19 protein-coding genes and 2 pseudogenes are annotated in these 20123 nt (G+C 71.5%); 15 read left to right on the top strand and 6 right to left on the bottom strand.

From position 1 onward, the window contains the following. Positions 1–52 precede the first annotated feature (52 nt). The 3 genes from mnhG (at position 53) to ACIG87_RS23455 (ending at position 3050) form a co-directional block, all read left to right on the top strand. Complete coding sequence (gene mnhG / locus ACIG87_RS23465) at positions 53–418, top strand: monovalent cation/H(+) antiporter subunit G (RefSeq protein WP_396853216.1); 366 nt, start codon at positions 53–55, stop codon at positions 416–418. A gap of 140 nt (positions 419–558) precedes the next feature. Then, positions 559–1989: a hemolysin family protein gene (locus tag ACIG87_RS23460; RefSeq protein WP_396853214.1), complete on the top strand. Its 1431-nt coding sequence runs from the start codon at positions 559–561 to the stop codon at positions 1987–1989. Next, complete coding sequence (locus ACIG87_RS23455) at positions 1986–3050, top strand: hemolysin family protein (RefSeq protein WP_396853212.1); 1065 nt, start codon at positions 1986–1988, stop codon at positions 3048–3050. Before ACIG87_RS23460 ends, ACIG87_RS23455 begins: the two co-directional genes overlap by 4 nt. 414 nt (positions 3051–3464) lie before the next feature. Here the strand turns inward: ACIG87_RS23455 and ACIG87_RS23450 are convergent, their stop codons facing one another. Continuing rightward, entirely contained in the window at positions 3465–4106 is a 642-nt protein-coding gene (locus tag ACIG87_RS23450; protein ID WP_396853369.1) for an RICIN domain-containing protein, read from the bottom strand. 790 nt (positions 4107–4896) lie between these two features. After that, a complete protein-coding gene (locus tag ACIG87_RS23445; RefSeq protein WP_396853210.1) occupies positions 4897–5550 on the bottom strand; it encodes a hypothetical protein in 654 nt (217 codons plus the stop codon). 365 nt (positions 5551–5915) lie between these two features. On the opposite strand from ACIG87_RS23445, the gene ACIG87_RS23440 reads away from it, so the two are divergent. After that, complete coding sequence (locus ACIG87_RS23440) at positions 5916–6836, top strand: sporulation protein (RefSeq protein WP_396853209.1); 921 nt, start codon at positions 5916–5918, stop codon at positions 6834–6836. A 50-nt stretch (positions 6837–6886) separates the two neighbouring features. Here the strand turns inward: ACIG87_RS23440 and leuE are convergent, their stop codons facing one another. Together leuE and ACIG87_RS23430 are read right to left on the bottom strand one after the other, a co-directional pair. Further along, positions 6887–7552, bottom strand: a complete 666-nt coding sequence (gene leuE / locus ACIG87_RS23435; RefSeq protein WP_396853207.1) for a leucine efflux protein LeuE — start codon at positions 7550–7552, stop codon at positions 6887–6889. Continuing rightward, positions 7549–8823, bottom strand: a complete 1275-nt coding sequence (locus ACIG87_RS23430; protein ID WP_396853206.1) for a bifunctional pyridoxamine 5'-phosphate oxidase family protein/GNAT family N-acetyltransferase — start codon at positions 8821–8823, stop codon at positions 7549–7551. Before ACIG87_RS23430 ends, leuE begins: the two co-directional genes overlap by 4 nt. Before the next feature lie 38 nt (positions 8824–8861). Here ACIG87_RS23430 and ACIG87_RS23425 point away from each other — a divergent pair, with 38 nt between their 5' ends. Further along, positions 8862–10202 carry an aminotransferase class I/II-fold pyridoxal phosphate-dependent enzyme gene (locus ACIG87_RS23425; RefSeq protein WP_396853204.1) on the top strand — a complete coding sequence of 447 codons (1341 nt, stop codon included), beginning with the start codon at positions 8862–8864 and terminating at the stop codon, positions 10200–10202. On the opposite strand, the gene ACIG87_RS23420 is transcribed toward ACIG87_RS23425, so the two are convergent. Next, a complete protein-coding gene (locus ACIG87_RS23420; RefSeq protein WP_396853202.1) occupies positions 10192–10455 on the bottom strand; it encodes a hypothetical protein in 264 nt (87 codons plus the stop codon). The genes ACIG87_RS23425 and ACIG87_RS23420 overlap by 11 nt on opposite strands. Next, positions 10452–10625, bottom strand: coding sequence for a hypothetical protein (locus tag ACIG87_RS23415; RefSeq protein WP_396853201.1), 174 nt, complete (start codon positions 10623–10625; stop codon positions 10452–10454). The genes ACIG87_RS23420 and ACIG87_RS23415 overlap by 4 nt, the downstream gene beginning before the upstream one ends. A 302-nt stretch (positions 10626–10927) precedes the next feature. On the opposite strand from ACIG87_RS23415, the gene ACIG87_RS23410 reads away from it, so the two are divergent. From ACIG87_RS23410 to rny, 10 genes and pseudogenes are all read left to right on the top strand, one after another. After that, entirely contained in the window at positions 10928–11149 is a 222-nt protein-coding gene (locus ACIG87_RS23410) for a helix-turn-helix transcriptional regulator (protein WP_396853200.1), read from the top strand. Between the two features lie 132 nt (positions 11150–11281). Beyond that, positions 11282–11983 (top strand): UdgX family uracil-DNA binding protein, encoded by a 702-nt coding sequence (locus ACIG87_RS23405; protein WP_396853198.1) that lies wholly within the window; start codon positions 11282–11284, stop codon positions 11981–11983. A gap of 203 nt (positions 11984–12186) precedes the next feature. After that, positions 12187–13518, top strand: a complete 1332-nt coding sequence (locus ACIG87_RS23400; protein ID WP_396853197.1) for an MFS transporter — start codon at positions 12187–12189, stop codon at positions 13516–13518. 4 nt (positions 13519–13522) lie between these two features. After that, the gene (locus ACIG87_RS23395; protein ID WP_091249479.1) at positions 13523–13723 is read left to right on the top strand and encodes a DUF3046 domain-containing protein; all 201 of its coding nucleotides are present in this window, start codon (positions 13523–13525) and stop codon (positions 13721–13723) included. Positions 13724–13907: 184 nt separating this feature from the next. Then, positions 13908–14759: pseudogene (gene recA, locus ACIG87_RS23390) on the top strand (recombinase RecA); the annotation flags it as partial. Then, a pseudogene (locus ACIG87_RS23385) lies at positions 14760–15374 on the top strand (recombinase RecA); the annotation flags it as partial. A 171-nt stretch (positions 15375–15545) separates the two neighbouring features. Continuing rightward, complete coding sequence (locus ACIG87_RS23380) at positions 15546–16046, top strand: hypothetical protein (protein WP_282264633.1); 501 nt, start codon at positions 15546–15548, stop codon at positions 16044–16046. A gap of 14 nt (positions 16047–16060) precedes the next feature. After that, the gene (locus tag ACIG87_RS23375; protein WP_396853195.1) at positions 16061–16771 is read left to right on the top strand and encodes a regulatory protein RecX; all 711 of its coding nucleotides are present in this window, start codon (positions 16061–16063) and stop codon (positions 16769–16771) included. After that, positions 16768–17481 (top strand): 3-keto-5-aminohexanoate cleavage protein, encoded by a 714-nt coding sequence (locus tag ACIG87_RS23370; protein ID WP_396853193.1) that lies wholly within the window; start codon positions 16768–16770, stop codon positions 17479–17481. Before ACIG87_RS23375 ends, ACIG87_RS23370 begins: the two co-directional genes overlap by 4 nt. Before the next feature lie 569 nt (positions 17482–18050). Next, complete coding sequence (rny, locus tag ACIG87_RS23365) at positions 18051–19817, top strand: ribonuclease Y (protein ID WP_396853191.1); 1767 nt, start codon at positions 18051–18053, stop codon at positions 19815–19817. Positions 19818–20123 lie beyond the last annotated feature (306 nt).

The raw sequence follows: 20123 nt of genomic DNA, 5'->3' as shown, positions 1-20123 counted from the left end.
CGGCACCGGGTCGCGGTCGGGTGGTGCCGGTGACGGCCACCGGGGGGCAGTCGTGAGTACGGTGATCGACTGGCTGGCCGCCGTCGCCCTGGTGTCCGGAGGGCTGCTCAGCCTCGCCGCCGGGATCGGCGTGCTGCGCTTCCCGGACGTGCTGGACCGGATGCACGCCGCCACCAAACCCCAGGTGCTCGGGGTGCTGCTCCTGCTGGTCGGGCTGGCGCTGCGGCTGCGTACCCCCGCCGACCTGGGCATGATCCTGCTGGTCGGGGTCTTCCAACTGTCCACCGCCCCGGTGGCCGCCCAGATGATCGGCCGGGCCGCCTACCGGTCGGGTCGGGTCGACCGTGGCCTGCTCGACGTCGACGAGCTTGCCGAACCGCTCCGGCCCGGCGAACAGCAGGACGACCAGGCACTTTGAGCCTACCCTCAGCGGATGCCCAGCAGCCGAAGATAGAATCGCCGGATGATCGACTCTTCTGCCCAGGAGGGCAGCAGTAGCCAGCCGGGTCGGGCCCGGCAATCCCCCGTCCCGGCGTCCGCGGGAGCCCTGAGCGACCCGTGTTGATCCTCGTCGGCCTCGCACTCATCATCGTTCTCACCGCCGCCACCGGTTACTTCGTCGCCCAGGAGTTCGGCTACGTCGCCGTGGACCGCGGCAAGCTCAAGCAACTCGCCGACGACGGCGACGCCAAGGCGGCCCGCGCCCTGGAGGTCACCGGCCGGCTGTCGTTCATGCTCTCCGGCGCGCAGCTCGGCATCACCGTGACCGCCCTGCTGGTCGGCTACGCCGCCGAGCCCTACCTCGGTGCGGGCTTGGCCGAACTGCTCGGCGGCGTCGGCGTCGCCAGCAGCGTCAGCCTGCCGCTGTCGGTGGCGTTGGCCCTGGTCATCGCCACCGTCGTGCAGATGGTCCTCGGCGAGCTGGCCCCGAAGAACCTGGCCATCGCCCGACCCGTGCCGCTGGCTCGGGCGCTGAGCCGGTCCACCCTGCTCTACCTGAAGGTGGCCGGGCCGCTGATCACCCTCTTCGACCGGGCCGCCGTCCGGCTGCTGCGCCGCATCGGCATCGAGCCGATCGAGGAACTGCCCAGCGGCGCCACCCCGGCCGACCTGGAACAGATCATCGCCGAGTCCCGGGAGGAGGGACGCCTCGACGCCGAGATGTCCGACCTGCTCGACCGGGGTCTCGACTTCCGGGAGCTGACCGCCGGGGAGGCCATGGTGCCCCGGGTCGACGTGCACACCGTACGGGCACACGAACCGGTCAGCCGGGTGGTGGAGCTGCTCGACACCGGCCACTCCCGCTTCCCGGTGCGCGGCGCCGAGGGCGTCGACGACCTGGTCGGCGTGATCGGCATCTCCGACGTGCTCGGTGTGCCGCCGGCAGAGCGCGCCACCACCCCGGTCAGCGCGGTGGCCGTACCGCCGCTGCTGGTGCCGGAGACGTTGCCGCTGCCCACGGTGCTGGACCGGCTGCGGTCCGGGCACCGGCAGCTCGCCTGTGTGGTCGACGAGTACGGCGGCTTCGCCGGCGTGATCACGCTGGAGGACATCGCCGAGGAGTTGGTCGGGCCGATCCGCGACGAGGACGACCCGCCCGAGCGGGCCCCGGCCCGACAGGAGGACGGCTCCTGGGTGGTGCCGGCCCGCTGGCGGATCGACGAGGTCGCCGACAGCACCGGCATCTCCCTGCCCGAGGCCCCCGAGTACGACACCCTCTCCGGGCTGGTCATGCGGGAGCTGGGCCGGGTGCCCGAGGTGGGTGACCGGCTGGAGATCGCCCTGCCGGCCGACGGCGAGGAGTCGGCGGAGCGGCCGAAGGCCCTGGTCGAGGTGCTCGCGGTGGACCGGCACGTGGCCGACTCCGTCCGGTTGACCATGGCCGACGACCAACGCGGGAGTACGGATCCCCGCACCGTCCGCAGCGGGGGCGACCGACGTGGCGGTGCGGAACTCCGCGCCGCCCGGGGCGGGGAGGGACGGTCATGAGCCCCGTCGTCGCACTGCTGGTGTCGGTGCTGCTGCTCGCCCTCAACGGGTTCTTCGTGGCGGCCGAGTTCGCCCTGGTGGCCGCCAAGCGTTACCGGCTGGAACAGACCGCCGCCGGTGGCGGTCGGGCGGCCCGCGCCGCGCTGGACGGGGTACGGGAACTCTCCCTGATGCTGGCCGGCGCGCAGCTCGGCATCACCCTGTGCACGCTGGGCCTGGGCGCGTTGGCCGAACCGGCGATCGAGCACCTGCTCAGCCCGCTGCTGCACGCGGTCGGGCTGCCGGCGGCGGCCAGCCACGTCGTCGCGTTGGTCTTCGCGCTGGGGCTGGTGACGTTCCTGCACCTGGTGGTCGGCGAGATGGCCCCGAAGTCGTGGGCGATCACCGACGCCGAACGCTCGGCGACGCTGCTGGCGCTGCCGTTCCGGGCCTTCGCCCGGGTCGCCCGGCCGGTGCTGTCCCTGCTCAACGCCCTGGCCAACGTGATGCTGCGGCTGGTCGGGGTGCAGCAACAGGACCAGCTCGCCCAGGTCCACGGTCCGGACGAACTACGCATCCTGCTGGAGCAGTCCCGCGAGCACGGGTTGCTCGGCGCCGAGCAGCACCAGATGCTGACCAGCATGCTGGAGTTGCAGGGCACCACCGTCGCCCAGGTGATGGAGCCCTTCGACCAGATCGTCACGGTCCGCCGGGACGACACCGCCGAGCGGATCGAACAGGTCAGCCGGGACAGCGGCCGGTCCCGGCTCGCCGTCCTGGACGGCGGTGGCGAGGTGTGCGGGCTGGTGCACGTACGGGAGGCGGTACGGGCGGTCACCACCGGCCGGGCGGCCACCGCCGCCGAGCTGATGACCCGCTCGTTCACCCTGCCGGCCACCGCCTCGGTCACCGAGGCGGTCGCCGCGATGCGCGCCGACCAGGCCCAGTTGGCGTTGGTCCGCAACGGTGGCGGTCCGACCCGGCCGATCGGTTTCGTGGCGCTGGAGGACCTGCTCGAGGAGGTCATCGGCGAGTTCGACGACGAGACCGACCCGATCCCCCGGGGCCGCCGCCTGCGCTGACGATGGAGGGTACAAGCGTCGAAAGAAGCCATATCAATTCTACGGTAGAGAGGGTGCTTCGCCTCCACTCGGACTTCCTTAGATCCAATGCCGCGTAGCTTAAGTTGCTCATGGTTCTGAGCTGGTTCTTTGTGGGGCTCCGGCGGGGTGGGATGGATCGATCCTGGCGGTAGGTTGGATCGCGGTTCATGGTGGCGGATGTGGTGGATCGGCCGGTGGTGCGTCCTGTGGCGGTATCCCCGCACCTCGGATACCGCCACATTGCTGAAACGTCGCCTTGTCCGCGGCCGGACAGCTGGCACGACTAGTGGGCGAGGGAACGCCGCTAGGGCAGCTCTACGTCGTCCAATTCCAGGGCCGGCCCAGCCACCCGAGCCGCCCGGCCCAACACCGCGAACGTTCATGGTCATGGCACTATTTGATAACCCACTTCGCGTAATCGCCCGCCCCACTCGGAGGCGGGGATGGAGACGAAGAGGGAGACGGAAACGAAGACGAAGAGGGGGAGGGGGAAGGGCTTCCACCCTCATTCAGGCACGACATCAGGACGACGATCGTCCCAGGCGTCGGGTTGTTCCCGTAGATAGAGAGACACCAGCCGCCTGACAGACCACTCAGCAATCTGCCGCCATTGGTAAGAGTCCACTGTTGGTTGGGGTTAGTGGAACCGCAGGTCCAGTCGAGCACGGAGGTTCCGTCGGCGGTCACGCCGTTCAGGACATCGACACATCGTGTCGGATCGGCTTGGGAGGAAAGAGCGCCAGCATTCCCAGCGCTGAAAGCCCAGCTCATAGGCCTCCCGCGTTGGTCGCATGGCATGACGACCAGCGGCGCCCCATCGATCGTGTTGCCGTTGTAGAGCGTGAGACACAATCCGGATGCTGGATTCATGAGCTGATAGTAGTTGGCGTTGACACCCACTTTTGTGTCATCCCGATCGGAAGCTTCCAGTTGCGCCGTCGCGCCAGCGGCTGGCCATACCAGAAGACTCAGCGCGAGGAGGACGGCTCCGAATCCTGCCGTGCGGGCGCGGCGATCACGATGGAGATGATTCATACGTTGGTCCATTCGTAGGAGTGAATATTTGTCATAAGTATCCGGGTGCGAGCAGGGTATTGCAATAGCCGTTCAGCCATTGCATCGATCACCGCTCCTCCTCCTGATCGATCACCTCCCCTCCTCCTGATCGCCCAGCGATCTTTCCGAGACGTAGGCGCCAGGCCGCTGGCTCCGCGAGCGAAGATTTTTTGTGACTGATCAGGTGGTCGTCGGTGGGTTGGCCTGACCTGCGGGCTGAGAGTTGGATCATGGTCGGGTGTCCGGAACGCCGTCCATCGTGGAGTTGCTGGAGCGGCTTGCCTGGATGGGAAGCCGGTTTGGTGATCTTGGGCGTGAGAATGCCGGTTTGCGGCAGGAGAACGCGGTGTTGCGGGCGGAGAACGCGGATCTGCGGGCCCGGCTCGGGCCAATGCCGCGTAGCTCAAATTGATCATGTTGGTGGGTGGGGTTGGGGCCGCCAGATGTGGCTGGTCGGAGCGGCGGCCACGATCTTCCCGATCCACCGGGGGTTGGGCTGACGTCGCGAAGGGCTCTGAACACCATCTTGAGCAGCGAGTTTCCGCGTTCGCCGATGAGTGTCACACGCACCGCCGTGCTACAGGACCTCTAATCTCCATCTACCGATGTCCATCAGGCGCGTTTCGGACCTTGCGGACACCGGGTCCGCTACAGCCAGCAACCGGGCCGTTGCGCGGGATGGCTCGGTGACCTCTCCCATATGGGTGGTGGTCCACCCCCACCACGCTCCGGTGCCACCCCTGCCGACTGGCCAGGGGGACTGAGTGGCTCAGTCGTGGAGGGTGACGTGGGGCATTGGGTGGCCGGTGGCGTCGAACAACGCGGTTCCACAGTCGCAGCGCTCGTCGGCCAGGGTCTGGGTCGCCGACAGTTGCCAGAGCAGCATTTCCGCGCAGTTCGGGCAGTCCAGGCTGACCACGGTCTCTTCGGGTTCCGAGCCCCAGGCCCGCACCGGGAGGCCCTGGTACGTCAACCCGGTCAGCTCACGCTCACCGGTCGGCGCGACCAGCACCTCGTAGGTGTCGGTGCCGTTGTCCCACACCAGGAGCGTGCAGGCGAGAGGTGCCAGCACCCCGGTCAGATGATCGAGCTGGCGTACCGGGAAGTCACCGCGGCGCAGGGTCGGGTCGGCCTCGGCCGCGTGGTAGACGACTGTGGTGTCGACGTCCGTCGGCTCCACCCCGAAGGCCCGTACCCGACCGGCCACGAACTCCGCCAGCTGGCCCGGGTGGTCCTCACCGGTCCAGTCCATCCCGAACATCACACTGTCGACCCGGACCCCCCGGGCCCGCTCGCCGGGGGTCAGGACCAGTTCTGCCAGCTCTGTCACGACGAGCACGCTACCAACCGCCGTGCGGCGGACCGTGCCGTCGTCGGGCGTCGCCGTGCCGTCGTCGGGCATGACCAGCACCAGCACCAGCACCCGCCCACCGACCAGCCGGGTTCCCCCGGCGTGGAACGCCTGTCCGCGCGACCCCTGCGTCTCGCCCGGGGTCGGGTCCTGCTCCGGGGCTGGTCTCGCCCAGGGCTGGGTCCTGTCTCGGGGGCTGGGTCCTGCTCGGGGGCTGGGCGTTGCTCCGGAGGGCGAGGAGTGCCGGGCCGGACAGTGGGAATCCACCACCTCGCGCCGGGCCGGTGGCGCTCGCCCGGCTCGTCGGTGGGTGGGCGGTCGGCGGTCAGCTCGGGCGCGACGGTGGTCGGCCCGGGGAGGTCGGTCCGGCGGAGGTCGGCGGGGTCGGCTCGCCGCCGGGACGGGTGGACAGGCGACGAACGGGGGGAGCGGCGGGGATGCGGTTGACCGGGGTGTCCCGGGAGTCCGGGTGGACCGGGTTGGCGGTGAGCACCACCCTGACCAATCCGAGCACCCGCCCGGGGCTGCGCCTGCCGGGGAGGGTGACGCTCACCGCCGGGCCGCAGGACGTGCCGATCCGGCACGTACGGCTCGGTCTGGTGGCCACCGCCGAACCGGAGGACCCCCGTTCACCCCGCCGCCTCGTGCAGTACCACCAGGTGCCGGTGGGGGGTCGGTTCGTCGTACCGGCCGGGCGGCGGCGGGCCATCGACTTCGCCGTACCCCTGCCGTGGGAGACCCCGGTGACGATCTTCGGCGGGGTGCCGTTGATGAGCCTGCGCACCGGGCTGCGTACCGAGGTCTCGGTGGACCCGGAGCTGGAGCAGGGGGCGATGGTGCCGATCTTCGTCCACCCGCTCCCGACCCAGCAGCATGTGCTCGCGGCGCTGGACACGCTCGGCTTCGTGCTGCGGCAGGCGGGCCTGGTGTCCAGCCGGTTGCCGGGGGTCGCGCAGAGCCTGCCGGTGCACGAACGCCTCGGCTACTGGGTCGCCCCGCTGTACGCCGGCCCGATCACCGAGCTGGAACTGATCTTCGTGGCCAACTCCGCCGGCCTGGAGGTGCTGCTCTGGATGGACCGGCGGCTCTCGCTGACCGGGATCAGCCACCAGAGCATCAGCCGGTTCCGGATCTGGCACACCGACGCCGATCAACGGGACTGGGTCTCCGTCGTGGACGGCTGGCTACGCGAGGCGATCAACCGGCACGCGGCGGCGGCCTCGGACGCACACTGGTCGGCCCGGATAACCGAGTCGGCCCACGTGAGCCGCCGGCCGGACGAGCCGGTGCGGCCCGGCTACGGGCTGGGCGGCACCGGCGGCGGCGGGGGAATCGGTGGTGGCGGCGACGGCACCTGACCGGCGGGACGGCGCAGGCCGATGGTTCGCCCGTCGATGGCGGCCGGTGGTCAGACCGAGGCGGTGGCGAGCTTGATGCCGAAGCCCAGGAAGAGCACCGCGACGCCGGTGGTGGCCCCCGCGGCCAGCCGCCGGCGACGCCGGAACTGGGTGGCCAGGAAGGTGCCCGCGAAGATCAGCGCGGTCAGGTAGAGCACGCTGGTCACCTGGGCGATCAGCCCGAGCAGCAGGAACGACAGCGCCGGCCAGGCGTAGCCGGGGTCGACGAACTGGATGAAGAACGAGATGAAGAAGAGGATCGCCTTCGGGTTGAGCAGGCTGATCACCAGCGCCTTGCGGAACGGGCTGCGCAGCGCCGCCGGCTCGGCGGCGTCGATCAGCCGGGGTGCCGCCGGGTCGTGGCGGTCGCGCCAACGCCGCCAGGCCCCGCGCAGCATGGTCAGCCCGACGTACCCGAGGTATGCCGCACCGGCGTACTTGATCACGAGGAAGAGCGACGGGTACGCCTTGAGCAGCGACGCCACCCCCGCGGCGGAGAGGACCATCAGCACCGAGTCGCCGAGGAACACCCCGCCCGCCGCCCGGTAGCCGACCGCCACGCCCCGCTTGGCGGCGGTGGAGAGCACGAAGAGGGAGTTCGGCCCCGGCAGCAGAACGATCGCCACGGTGCCCAACACGTACGTCCAGATGTCGGTGATGCCCAGCACGCCCGTCATCCTCGCCCCACCGGGGTCGTACGACGAAGTTTTTCCCGCAGCCTGGCCTGTGCGTTCGGCCACTCGTCGACGGTCATCGCGTACTGCGCGGTGTCCCGCCAGGAGCCGTCCGGTCGCCGACGGTGCATCCGCAGCACGCCCTCCCGGGTCGCGCCGAGCCGTTCGATCGCCGCCTGGGACCGGGTGTTGCGGATGTCGGTGTGCCAGACCACCCGCACCGCCCCCAACTCGTCGAACGCCCGGGTGAGCAGCAACAGCTTGGCCTCGGTGTTGATGCCGCTGCGCCACCACGGCCGGCCGAGCCAGGTGTGCCCGACCGCGACGCAGCGCTGCTCCGGATCGACCTCGTAGTACGAGGTGCTGCCCACGACCGCTCCCGTCCGGGCGCACCGCTGCACCCACGGCACCCGTTCGCCCCGTTGCCGGGCCGCCAGCGCGGCGGTGACGATCGCCCGCATCGCGGCCGGGTCGGCCGGCAACGGATGGCCCAGGTGGGCCCAGACCTCCGGCTCGGCGGTGGCGGTGAAGAGTTCGTCGGCGTGCGCCAGGGCCAGTGGCTCCAGCAGCACGTGCGCACCGCGCAGCGGCACCGGCTGCCACCACGGCGACCCGGCGGAATCCGGCCCCGGCGACCCGGTGGGGCGCAGGTAGGCCGGCACCGGGACGGCCACCCCGGCGTCCGGCTCGGGTGGCCCGGCGGTCAGCCGCAGCGGCACCACCCCGGCCCAGTGCGGCAGGTCGAGGTCGGCCGGGTCGTCGCGGACCCGGCCGGTGCGGGCGCGCACCGACACCTCGCGCAGCGGCAGCGCCAGCACGGCCGTCTCGGCCAACTCCCGGCGGGTCGGCGGGCGGCTGTCGGCGGCCCGCCCCGCCCCGACCTTCTCCACCAGGGCGGTCATCGCCGAGCGCTTGTCGTGCTCGGTGGTGACCAGGTGGGCCGTGCCGTGTGCGACGACCGACCGGTAGTTGGCGCTGTGGTGGAACTGCGAGCGGGCGTAGACCAGCCCGTCGAGCAGGGTCACCGTGACGCAGACCGGCAGCCCGGCATCGCCCCGGGCGGCGAGCAACGGGCGGCTGCCGGTGGAGCCGTGCAGGTAGAGGGTGTCGCCGACGCGGACGTGCAGGGTGGGCAGCAGGCGCGGCTCGCCGTCGACCACGAACCCCAGCACGCAGTGGTACGCCTCGTCGAGCACGGCGTGGGCGGCGGCCCGGTCGTAGCTCATCCGGTCCCGGCTGCGGCTGGCGGTGGTGCGTGCGGTCGGCGCGTACATGTGACATCCCGCCTTTGTTCTAGTACGATCCTGGAACTGTGGCAGCACATTATCAGATCCTCGGCTCCACGTCCGCCGCGATTTCGGCGAGCGTGGAAACCGGCATCCGCACCGGAGCGTTCGACGCGGGTGACCCGTTGCCGCCGGTGCGGTCCCTCGCCGCCGCGCTGGCGGTCAGCCCGGCCACCGTGGCTCGGGCCTACCAGGAGCTGCGCCAGCGGGGCCTGGTCGTCACCGCCGGCCGGCACGGCACCCGGGTGCGGCCCCGGCCGCCGGTCGCCACCCGCCGCGCCGCCCGGCATCCGACGCCAGCCCCCGGCGCACGCGACCTGTCCCAGGGTCAGCCCGACCCCCGGCTGCTGCCGCCGCTCGGCCCGCACCTGGCCGCGCTCGCCGCCGAGATCGGCCCTCCCACCGGGTACGCCTCGACCGGCGTGCACCCCGCCCTGGCCGAGGCCGCCCGGTCCCGGCTCGCCGCCGACGGGGTGCCCGCCGACGAGTTGACCGTCACCGGGGGAGCGCTCGACGGCATCGAGCGGTTGCTCGCCACCCGGCTGCGCCCCGGCGACGCGGTCGCGGTGGAGGATCCGGGCTGGGCCAACCTGCTCGACCTGGTCGCCGCGCTCGGGTTGCGGCCGGTCGGCGTGCCGGTCGACGACGAGGGCCCCACCGTCGCGGGGGTGCGCGACGCGCTGACCCTGGGTGCGCGGGCGCTGGTGGTGACCAGCCGCGCGCAGAACCCGACCGGCGCCGCCGTCTCCGCAGACCGGGCCGGTGCCCTGCGGGCGCTGCTCGCCGGCCGCTCCGACCTGCTGCTGATCGAGGACGACCACGCCGCCGAGCTGTCCCGGTTGCCGCTGCACCCGCTGGCCGGGGCCACCCCGGCCTGGGCGTTCGTCCGCTCGGTGAGCAAGCCCTTCGGGCCCGACCTGCGGCTGGCGGTGCTGGCCGGTGACGAGGTGACGGTGTCCCGGGTGGCCGGCCGGGCCAGGGTGGGCGCTGGCTGGGTCTCCACCGTCCTGCAACGACTCGTCCTGTCGCTCTGGCGCGACCCGGCCACCACGACCCTGATCCACCAGGCCGCCGACGCGTACGAACACCGCCGGTCCGGCCTGCTCGCCGCGCTCGCCGACAGAGGGCTGGCGGGGCACGGCCGCAGCGGCATCAACGTCTGGTTGCCGGTGCCCGACGAGACCGCCACGGTCACCGCCCTGCGGGATGCCGGCTGGTCGGTCGCTCCCGGCGGCCTCTACCGGATCGGTGCCCCACCCGCCGTACGGATCACGGTGAGTGCGCTCGACGACGCCGACCTCGCGCCGCTGGCCGACGCGGTGGCGGCGGCGGTCCGTCCCACCGGCCCGATCGGCTTCACCGCCTGACAGACCGTCCCGTCGACCTCCTCCCGCTCGCCTGCGGTGGGACGGGAGCGGGCGGCGCGGTCAGACCTGCCGGCTGCACGAAGATCTTCCGCCGGGCCACGGCGTCGCCGGCCGCGTTCAGCTGGTACCCCTCCAACCAGACCCAGCCGTCGTACGTGGGCCAGTCGAGCACCCGGATGACCCGGAACCGGATGGGCCGGAGGAACTGCACGCTGGCGGCCCTGGTCACGTACACCAGATCGCCGGCCTTCATCGGCGCTTCCCGTCCCGCCAGGCGCGTAGCGTCTCGCCCGCGTCGACCAGGCGCACGCACGAGCCGTCCGGCTGGCACCGGGAGCAGGCGTTGCGATGGTGGAAGTCCACGACGTAGCCGGCCATGAGCACGGCGAACGGTGGCTCTGGACGTGGTCGCTGCTCAGGCATCTGGCCAGGAGCCCCGGTTGAGCTTCCGGGCATTCCGTGCGCCCCACCTGGCTTCGGGAGTCAACTGGCGTGGCACGACCGACGGGCGGTCGCGGGCCCGGGTGCCTCGGGCGTGGCCAGAGGTGTGGGCTGCTGTACGACGTCGACGGGTTCAGCAGGTCGGAGGAACCACTTCCAACGAGGCATGTGCTCTCCCTGGCATTGGGGTTGACAGCCGTCCAACCATAACCCAGTCCTAGTGGAGCTATGCTAGCAATATCGTATGATGATTATCAAGGCAAATCGTACCTACGCTTGCCGGTATGGCATTGCTCAGAGGCACCCAGTTGGAGGTGTGGGGAGCCGCCGAGATCCAGGAACGCCTGGGAATCTCAAGACAGCGCACGTACATCCTGATCAGCCGCAGGGATTTCCCGCCGCCGGCCGCTGTTCTCAAGATGGGTCAGATCTGGTTGAAGTCCGACGTAGAGGCCTGGATTCTCGAGAAGCGACCCCACCTGCTCGAAGCCGACGAGAAGTCGTAGCCGGACCGGTCCGGTCACCGGTCAGGCCGGCTCCGAGGCGTCTGGCCGCTGTCCACGCGCGACGCTGTTGAGGATGGGAAGACCGGCGGGTCCGTCGTGGAGTGGGTCACCGGACCGGGTAGAACAGTCGCCATGGCCGAGCAGACCGACCCACCCGGTGCCCAGCAGTTCATCCCGCCGCAGGCCGACACACTGGCCGAGCTGCGCGCCGCAGCCACCGGTTGCCGGGGCTGCGAGCTGTACCGGGACGCCACCCAGACCGTCTTCGGCCGGGGCGACGAGCGCGCCCGGGTGGTCTTCGTCGGCGAGCAGCCCGGCGACCTGGAGGACCAGAAGGGGCTGCCCTTCGTCGGCCCTGCCGGCCGGCTGCTGCGCCGGGCGGTCGACGACGCCGGCCTCGACCCGGCCCACCTCTACATCACCAACGCGGTGAAGCACTTCCGGCACGAACTGCGGGGCCGGCGGCGCATCCACCAGACCCCGGACCGGGTGCACATCACCGCCTGCCGGCCGTGGCTGGTCGCCGAGTTCGCCCGGCTGCGCCCCGAACTGGTGGTGGTGCTCGGCGCGACGGCGGCGAAGGCCCTGCTCGGCCCGGCGTTCCGGGTCACCCGGCAACGCGGCCAACTGCTGCCCTGGCCGGCCGCCGCCGAACACCCGCAGGACTTCACCCGGGTGCCGGTGGACAGCGCCGGGACGCTCGCCGACGCGCCCGCCGCCCGCATGCTGGCCACCATCCACCCGTCGGCGGTGCTGCGCGCCGACAACCAGGACGTCGCCTACCGGGGGCTGGTCGACGACCTCACCGTGGCCGCCCGCGCACTGGTCGGCTGACCGGCCGGCGACTCGACAGGGAAGTCCCGGCGACCCGGACCGGCCAACCGGCCGGGGCCACCTTCGTCCGGGTCCGCCGGCTCGGTCGTCGGCTGGCCGCCGTCCCCGGGGCGCTCGGATCGCCGCCCCGGTCGACCGGTAACCCCGATGCGGGCGGCGGGCCGGCTGCGCGACGATGAGGCTCCCCGAACCAGGAGCCTGCGATGACCGTCGACCTGCGCGTGCCCGCCCGGCCCGACGTCGCCCCGATCCAGCGGCGCACGCTGCGACTGCTCTTCGCGACCCAGATCATCGGTGGCATCGGCGTGGCCATCGGCATCTCCGTCGGGGCACTGCTGGCGGCCCGGGTCGCCGGCGTCGCCGTGGCCGGACTGGCACAGAGCTGCGGTGTGGTGGGCGCGGCGCTGCTCGCCGTGCCGGTCACCCGGATCATGAACGGACACGGACGCCGTCCGGGGCTGGTGGTGGCGTACCTGGTCGGGGCGGTCGGGGCGGTGCTGGTGGTGCTCGCCACGGTCACCGGTGGAGTGCCGCTGCTCTTCCTCGGGATGCTGCTGTTCGGCGGCGGCACGGCGGCCAACCTCCAGGCCCGCTACACGGCGGTGGACCTCGCCGAACCGGCCCGCCGGGGCCGGCAACTCTCCCTGGTCGTCTGGGCCACCACCATCGGCTCGGTGGCGGCGCCCAACTTCGCCGCGCTCGTCGACGGGGTCACCCGGGACTGGGGCCTGCCGTCGCTGGCCGGCCCGTTCGCGTTCAGCGCCGTCGCGTTCACCGTGGCTGCGGTCGTACTGCTGATCCTGCTGCGACCGGACCCGCTGCTTACCGCGCGCCGGCTCGCGGCGGCCGACGCCGCCGCACCGCCCGTGGCCGGGGCCGCTCCGCCGCCGACCGACGTCGGTACGTCGCCGCCGGTCGCGCGGCGGGCGGGCATGGGGGCGGCCTGGCGGGTGGTGCGCGGTCGGCCGGCCGCCCGGCTGGGCATCGCCGCCGTCGCGGTCGGCCACCTGGTGATGGTCGCGGTGATGGCGATGACCCCGGTACGTCTCGGCGAGTCGCACTCCGACGCGGACGTGCTGCGGGTCGTCGGCATCGTGCTGAGCCTGCACATCGCCGGCATGTACGCCCTCTCCCCGGTGGTGGGGTGGCTCACCGACCGGCTGGGCCGACGCGTGGTGATCCTCGGGGGCGCCGGCACGCTGCTGGCCGCGTGCGCGGTGGCGGGCACCGCCGGGCACCACACGCCGCGCCTCTCGGTCGGTCTGGCCCTGCTCGGGCTCGGCTGGTCGGCGACCATGGTGGCGGGTTCGACGCTGCTGTCCGAGGCAGTGCCGGCCGGGGTACGCCCCAGTGTGCAGGGGCTGTCCGACCTGACGATGGGGCTGGCCGGGGCGGGCGCGGCAGCGGCCAGCGGGTTTGTCGTGCGGGTGGCGGGCTATCCGACCCTGACCCTGCTGGCGGCGATCGCGGTGGTGCCGCTGGTGGCGCTAGCGTTGCGTCCGGTGCCGCCGACGGCACCCGACGAGGAGGAGTGATCACGTGCGGCTGACCGACTTCTGGACCCGGCTGGACGAGGCGTTCGGGCCGGGTTACGCGGCCAGCATCGCCAGCGACCAGGTGCTCTCCCAGCTCGACGGGCGGACCATCACGCAGGCCCTCGCGGCCGGTGAGCAGACCCACGTCGTGTGGCGGGCGGTGGTCGCCGCGTACCCCGACCGGGTGCCCGCACGGCTACGTTGAGCTGCTGTTTCGGCGCTTCCGCGTGTCGCTTGCCGACTCGTACACCTGTTCGGCTATTGTCCACAGCGAGGTGCTCGTCCACAGCTCACGGCCCGTCGGCTGGTTTTCTGTCGGACCCAGCGCCTAGCGTGTTCGCGTGACGCGAAGCTCAGGAAAGACGCCGGCGAAGGCAGGGGTGGCAAACATGGCCGCAGGGCCCGATCGGGAGAAGGCACTCGACCTTGCTCTCGCTCAGATCGACAAGCAGTTCGGCAAGGGCTCGGTGATGCGGCTGGGCGAGCGCCCGGTCGTCCAGACCTCGGTCATTCCGACCGGCTCCATCGCGCTCGACGTGGCGCTCGGGGTGGGTGGTCTGCCCCGGGGCCGGGTCGTGGAGGTCTACGGCCCCGAGTCCAGCGGTAAGACCACGGTCGCCCTGCACGCGGTGGCCAACGCCCAGCGGGCCGGCGGCATCGCCGCCTTCGTCGACGCCGAGCACGCGCTCGACCCCGACTACGCGAAGGCGCTCGGCGTCGACACCGACGCCCTGCTGGTCTCCCAGCCGGACACCGGCGAGCAGGCGCTGGAGATCGTGGACATGCTGGTCCGCTCCGGCGCGATCGACATCATCGTGATCGACTCGGTGGCCGCCCTGGTGCCGCGCGCCGAGATCGAGGGCGAGATGGGCGACAGCCACGTCGGTCTCCAGGCCCGGCTGATGAGCCAGGCGCTGCGGAAGATCACCGGCGTGCTCAACAACACCGGCACCACGGCGATCTTCATCAACCAGCTCCGCGAGAAGATCGGCGTCATGTTCGGATGTATGTCGTACTCGACCAGGGTGACCCTGGCAGACGGCACCCAGGAGAAGATCGGCAAGATCGTCAATCAGCGGATGGACGTCGAGGTTCTCTCCTACAACCCGGAAACCGACCGGGTGGAGCCGAAGCGGATCACCAACTGGTTCAACAACGGCCCGGCCGAGCAGTTCCTCCAGTTCACCGTGGCGAAGTCGGGCGGCAATGGCCGCGCACAGTTCGCCGCCACCGCCAATCACATGATTCGTACGCCCGGTGGTTGGCGGGAGGCTGGTGAGTTGATCGCCGGTGACCGGGTCATGCTGGCCGAGCCGCGGCGGCTGAGTGAGCAGCAGTGGCAGGTCGTGCTCGGTTCCCTGATGGGTGACGGTGCCCTCTCGCCCAACCGGGCAGACCGCTCCGGTGTCCGGTTCCGCCTCGGGCACGGCGCGGCGCAGGTCGACTATCTCGACTGGAAGGCGTCCCTGCTCGGCAACATCACCCACTCCCGCCGCACCGATGATCGTGGCGCTGCGTTCGTCGACTTCACGCCGCTGCCCGAGTTGGACGAGCTGCGTCGCGCGGTCTACCTGGGCGACGGCAGGAAGCACCTCAGCTGGGACTACCTCAAGGCCCTGACCCCGCTGGCCCTCGCGGTGTGGTACATGGACGACGGGTGCTTCACCGTCCGCTCCAAGGGTGTGCAGGAGCGTACCGCCGGTGGCTCCGGGCGGATCGAGATCTGCGTGGAGGCGATGGCGGAGGGCAGCCGTGAGCGGCTGGTCGAGCACCTGCGCGACGCGTACGGCATGGAGGTGAAGCTGGTTGCCCGGGGTGCCCGGGGGACCGCGTCGATCATCTTCACCACGGCGTCGTCCGCCCGGTTCCAGGAGTTGGTTGCGCCGTACGTGCCGGCGGCGATGGAGTCGAAGCTGCTGCCGCGGTTCCGGGGGCAGTGCGCGGTCGAGCCGCAGTTCGCCCCAGCGGAGCTCACCCCCGTGCCGGCGCGGATCATCGACGTACACGTCAAGCCGCAGACCCGCTCGATGAACCGGTTCGACATCGAGGTCGAGGGCAACCACAACTACTTCGTCGACGGGGTCATGGTGCACAACAGCCCCGAGACGACCACCGGTGGGCGGGCGCTGAAGTTCTACGCGTCGGTCCGGCTCGACGTGCGCCGCATCGAGAGCCTCAAGGACGGCACCGACGTGGTCGGTAACCGTACCCGGGTCAAGGTCGTGAAGAACAAGGTCGCCGCGCCGTTCAAGCAGGCCGAGTTCGACATCATGTACGGCAAGGGCATCTCCCGCGAGGGCTCGCTGATCGACGTCGGCGTGGAGCAGGCGATCATCCGCAAGTCCGGTGCCTGGTACACCTACGACGGTGACCAGCTCGGCCAGGGCAAGGAGAAGGCCCGGGAGTTCCTCAAGGAGAACCCGGACGTGGCCGCCGAGATCGAGAAGAAGATCCTGGAGAAGCTCGGCGTCGGGGTCGGCGCGGGTGACGCCGCCGGTGGCCCTGAGCTGCCGCCGGTCGACTTCTGACCGGTCGCGGCCGAGTGGCAGGACGACGCGCCCGCACGGGGCGGGGCTGGGATGCCTCCCCACCCCGTGCGGGCGCCGACGACGTGACGCCCCGCCCTCGGCGAGGTCGCCGGGGGCGGTCCGACGAGACCGAGCCGACAACTACCGAGTCGACATCCGTTGCCGAGTCGACATCCGCCGGGCCGACGCCCCGCGACGAGGCCGAGGTGGCTCGGGAGATCTGCCTGCGGCAGCTCGCGGTGCGTCCGCGTACCCGGGCCGAGCTGGCCGGGGCGTTGGCGAAGAAGGGCATCTCCGACGAGGTGTCCGCCCAGGTGCTCGACCGCTACGACGAGGTCGGCATCATCGACGACGCGGCCTTCGCCCGCGCCTGGGTCTCCAGTCGGCACAACGGTCGGGGGTTGGCCCGCCGGGCGCTCGCCAACGAGCTGCGTCAGCGTGGCGTGGACGGTGAGGTGGCCAGCGAGGCCCTCGACGAGTTGGACGAGGAGACCGAGGCGGAGACCGCCCGTGCCCTGGTCGACCGGAAGCTGCGGACCGCCCGGGGCGAGCCCGACGCGGTGTTCCGCCGGCTGGTCGGCATGCTCGCCCGCAAGGGCTACCCTCCCGGGCTGGCGATCCGGGCGGTGAAGGACGCGCTCGCCGCCCAGAGCGCCGAGGCCGCCGAGTTCGCCGAGCAGATCGACGCCGACGCTCTGGCCGAGGCCGAGGGTGAGCGGGGTTGACCCGGTGGTGGAAGGCGTCGCTGAACGGTGCCCGTCGGCGTGACGAGCACCCCGCCGTGCCGTTGACCGCCGCCGAGTTGGCCGCCGACGCGGTCCGCTGTGCGGCGCTGGGGGTGGCGGCGGTGCACGTACACCCACGGGATGCCGATGGGGTCGAGTCGCTGTCCCCACCGGTGATCGCCGAGGCGGTGACCGCCATCCGCGCCGCCCGGCCCGGCCTGCCGGTCGGGGTGAGCACCGGTGCGTGGATCGCACCCGACCCGGCCGACCGGGTCGCCGCCGTGCGTGCCTGGTCGGTGCTGCCCGACTTCGCCTCGGTCAACGCGCACGAGGAGGGTGCCGAGGCGGTCGCGGCGGCCCTGCACGAGCGCGGTGTGCTGGTCGAGGCCGGCCTCTGGTCGGTGGACGCGGTCCGCGCCTGGCGTCGGTGGCGGGTGCCGGCCGGTCGGCTCCTGATCGAGTGCCTGGCCGAGGACCCTGCTCGGGCGTTGGCCGACGCCGCCGACATGCTCGCCATCCTCGTCCCGGGCGATCCTGCGGTGTTGCTGCACGGCGAGGGGGCGGCCACCTGGCCGGTGCTCGTCGAGGCGGTCCGCCGTGGCCTGGACACCCGGATCGGCCTGGAGGACACCCTTCATCTCCCGAACGGTGAACTCGCCCCCGACAACGCCGCCCTGGTGGCGCACGCCCGCGCCCTCGGCACCACCTGATCCGGCCCGGCTCGGCTCGAGCGGGTCCGACCCGGCCGGCGTGGGCAGGACGTACTTCTGGGATGGTTATGGCGGGGGTGTCCGGATCTGGATCACCAATGGGTGACATCTTCAACTCTCTCCGTTCGGGGGGTTTGATCATGAGTTCTTGACCGAACGGCCTTCCGAGACCTAGCCTCGCCATACAGGCTCACTTTGCCCGACCAGCGCAGGCTAAGCGCACAACATAGATCTCGTAACAGAACCGCATCACTTTGGCCAGCTCCACCGGCCTTGACGGTCGCTCCGGACAGCCGGTCCGGAGCCGACCCGACAACTGCACCCGGCTGTCGGCGATGCCTCCTGGGCACCGCCGACGGAGAGCTATCCCCACGGCCAGCCGCTCGGTCGGGCGTCCAGAGCCGCAGAGGTGCGTGCCCATCGGCACGCTTCCCCTGCGGCGTAGACGTTTGGGGAGGCACGACCATGGCGGGTCGGCACAGGGACCGGGGGTCCCCAGGAGGTGGTGGCGAGCGCGGCTACGCCAGCGCAGCGTGGCAGCCCGCCGACCCGGGTGACGGGACACCGGCATGAACGCCTTCGATGTGGTGCTCCTGGTCGTCGTCGGAGTCCTGGCCCTGGTCGTGGTCGGCGTGGTCCTGGTCGGTCTACGGGCGCTGCGCCGCATCGGTGCGGCCCCGGCCCCGGAGGACCCCGCCTTCATCGCCGAGAAGGACCGGCAGGAACAGTCGCTGGCCGCGTTGCGGACCGCCGCCGACGAGGTGAACAGCACCATCGACGTGGCGAAGTCGGCCGCCTCCGCGGCCCGCGCCGAGGCGGCCGGGGCCAAGGCCGAGGCGAAGTCGGCCCGTGCGGAGGCCCGGCGGGTGCTCGACGACGCCCGCGCCGAGGCGGACACCGTGCTGGAGCGCGCCCACCGGCAGGCCGAGGCGGACGCCGAGCAGTTGCGGGCCAGCGCCCGGCGCAGCGGTGAGCGTGAGGTGGCGGTGCTCGCCGCGACGACGCGTGAGCAGGCGGCCGAGGTGGAACGTCGGGCCGCCCGGATGGACGAGCGGGAGCGGCTGCACACCGAGGAGGTGGAGCGGCTGGCCGAGCGCGAGCGGCAGCTCACCGCCGCCAGCGCCGCGCTTGCCGAACGGGAGTCGGCGATCAGCGCCCGGGAGGCCGCGCTGGCCGTGGCCGAGGAGCAGCGTCGCCGGGAGCTGGAACGGGTCGCCGGGCTCACCGCCGAGTCGGCCCGGACGGAGCTGATCGAGGCGATCGAGACCCAGGCGAAGCGGGAGGCGGCGCTGCTGGTGCGGGACATCGAGTCCGACGCCCGCAACACCGCCGAACAGCGCGCCCGGCACATCGTGGTGGACGCCATCCAGCGGGTGGCCAGCGAGCAGACCGCGGAGAGCGTGGTCAGCGTCCTGCACCTGCCCGGGGACGAGATGAAGGGGCGGATCATCGGCCGGGAGGGGCGCAACATCCGCGCCTTCGAGTCGGTGACCGGGGTCAACCTGATCATCGACGACACCCCCGAGGCGGTGCTGCTGTCCTGCTTCGACCCGGTGCGTCGTGAGGTCGGCCGGCTCACCCTGGAGAAGCTGGTCCTCGACGGGCGGATCCATCCACACCGGATCGAGGAGGTGCACGACCTGGCCCGGCAGGAGGTGGAGGAGCTGTGCCACCGGGCCGCCGAGGACGCCCTGGTCGAGGTGGGCATCACCGAGATCCACCCCGAGCTGGTCACCCTGCTCGGCCGGTTGCGCTACCGGACGTCGTACGGGCAGAACGTGCTCAAGCACCTGGTGGAGACCGCGCACATCGCCGGCATCATGGCCGCCGAGTTGCGGTTGGACGTGCCGACGATCAAGCGGTCGGCGTTCCTGCACGACATCGGCAAGGCGCTCACCCACGAGGTGGAGGGCAGTCACGCCATCATCGGCGCCGACCTGGCCCGTAAGTACGGCGAGAGCGAGGACGTGGTGCACGCCATCGAGGCGCACCACAACGAGGTGCCGCCGCAGACCATCGAGGCGGTCCTCACCCAGGCGTCCGACGCCTGCTCGGGTGGGCGGCCGGGGGCCCGGCGGGAGAGCCTGGAGGCGTACGTCAAGCGGCTGGGGCGGATCGAGGAGATCGCGGCCGGCAAGCTCGGCGTGGAGAAGGTCTTCGCCATGCAGGCGGGCCGGGAGATCCGGGTGATGGTCAAGCCGGACGACGTCGACGACATCGGTGCGGCGGTCCTCGCCCGGGACGTGGCGAAGCAGATCGAGGAGGAGCTGACCTACCCGGGGCAGATCCGGGTGACAGTGGTCCGCGAGTCCCGGGTCACCGAGATCGCCCGCTGACCGGCCTGTCTGACTTCTCCCGCCACAGCCGCGCCAGCTCGACCGCCCGTCCTCGGCCCGCTGACCGGCAGCATCCTGGCTACTCCCTGTAATTTTGTGATGACTCATTGACGTCGACACATGCAATTCGTAGGCTATTTGGAGCCGGCAAGATCAAAGGAGTGAATAGATTCGATTGCGAATCTACGTACCGCGCGGAACGTCTACCCAGTTGTCCAATCGTGAGTGGGATGCGAGCATGACTTCTAGAGGGAAGAACTTGACCGCGGCTGCCTTGGCTGTGCTGAGTTGCAGCAACCGGAGTGG

Origin of the sequence: Micromonospora sp. NPDC051925, assembly GCF_044548625.1 — a bacterium.
In the GTDB taxonomy this organism is placed as follows: Bacteria; Actinomycetota; Actinomycetes; order Mycobacteriales; family Micromonosporaceae; genus Micromonospora.
The sequence above is the reverse complement of the archived record's forward strand: the minus strand, read 5'-3'. Positions and strand labels throughout refer to the sequence as shown.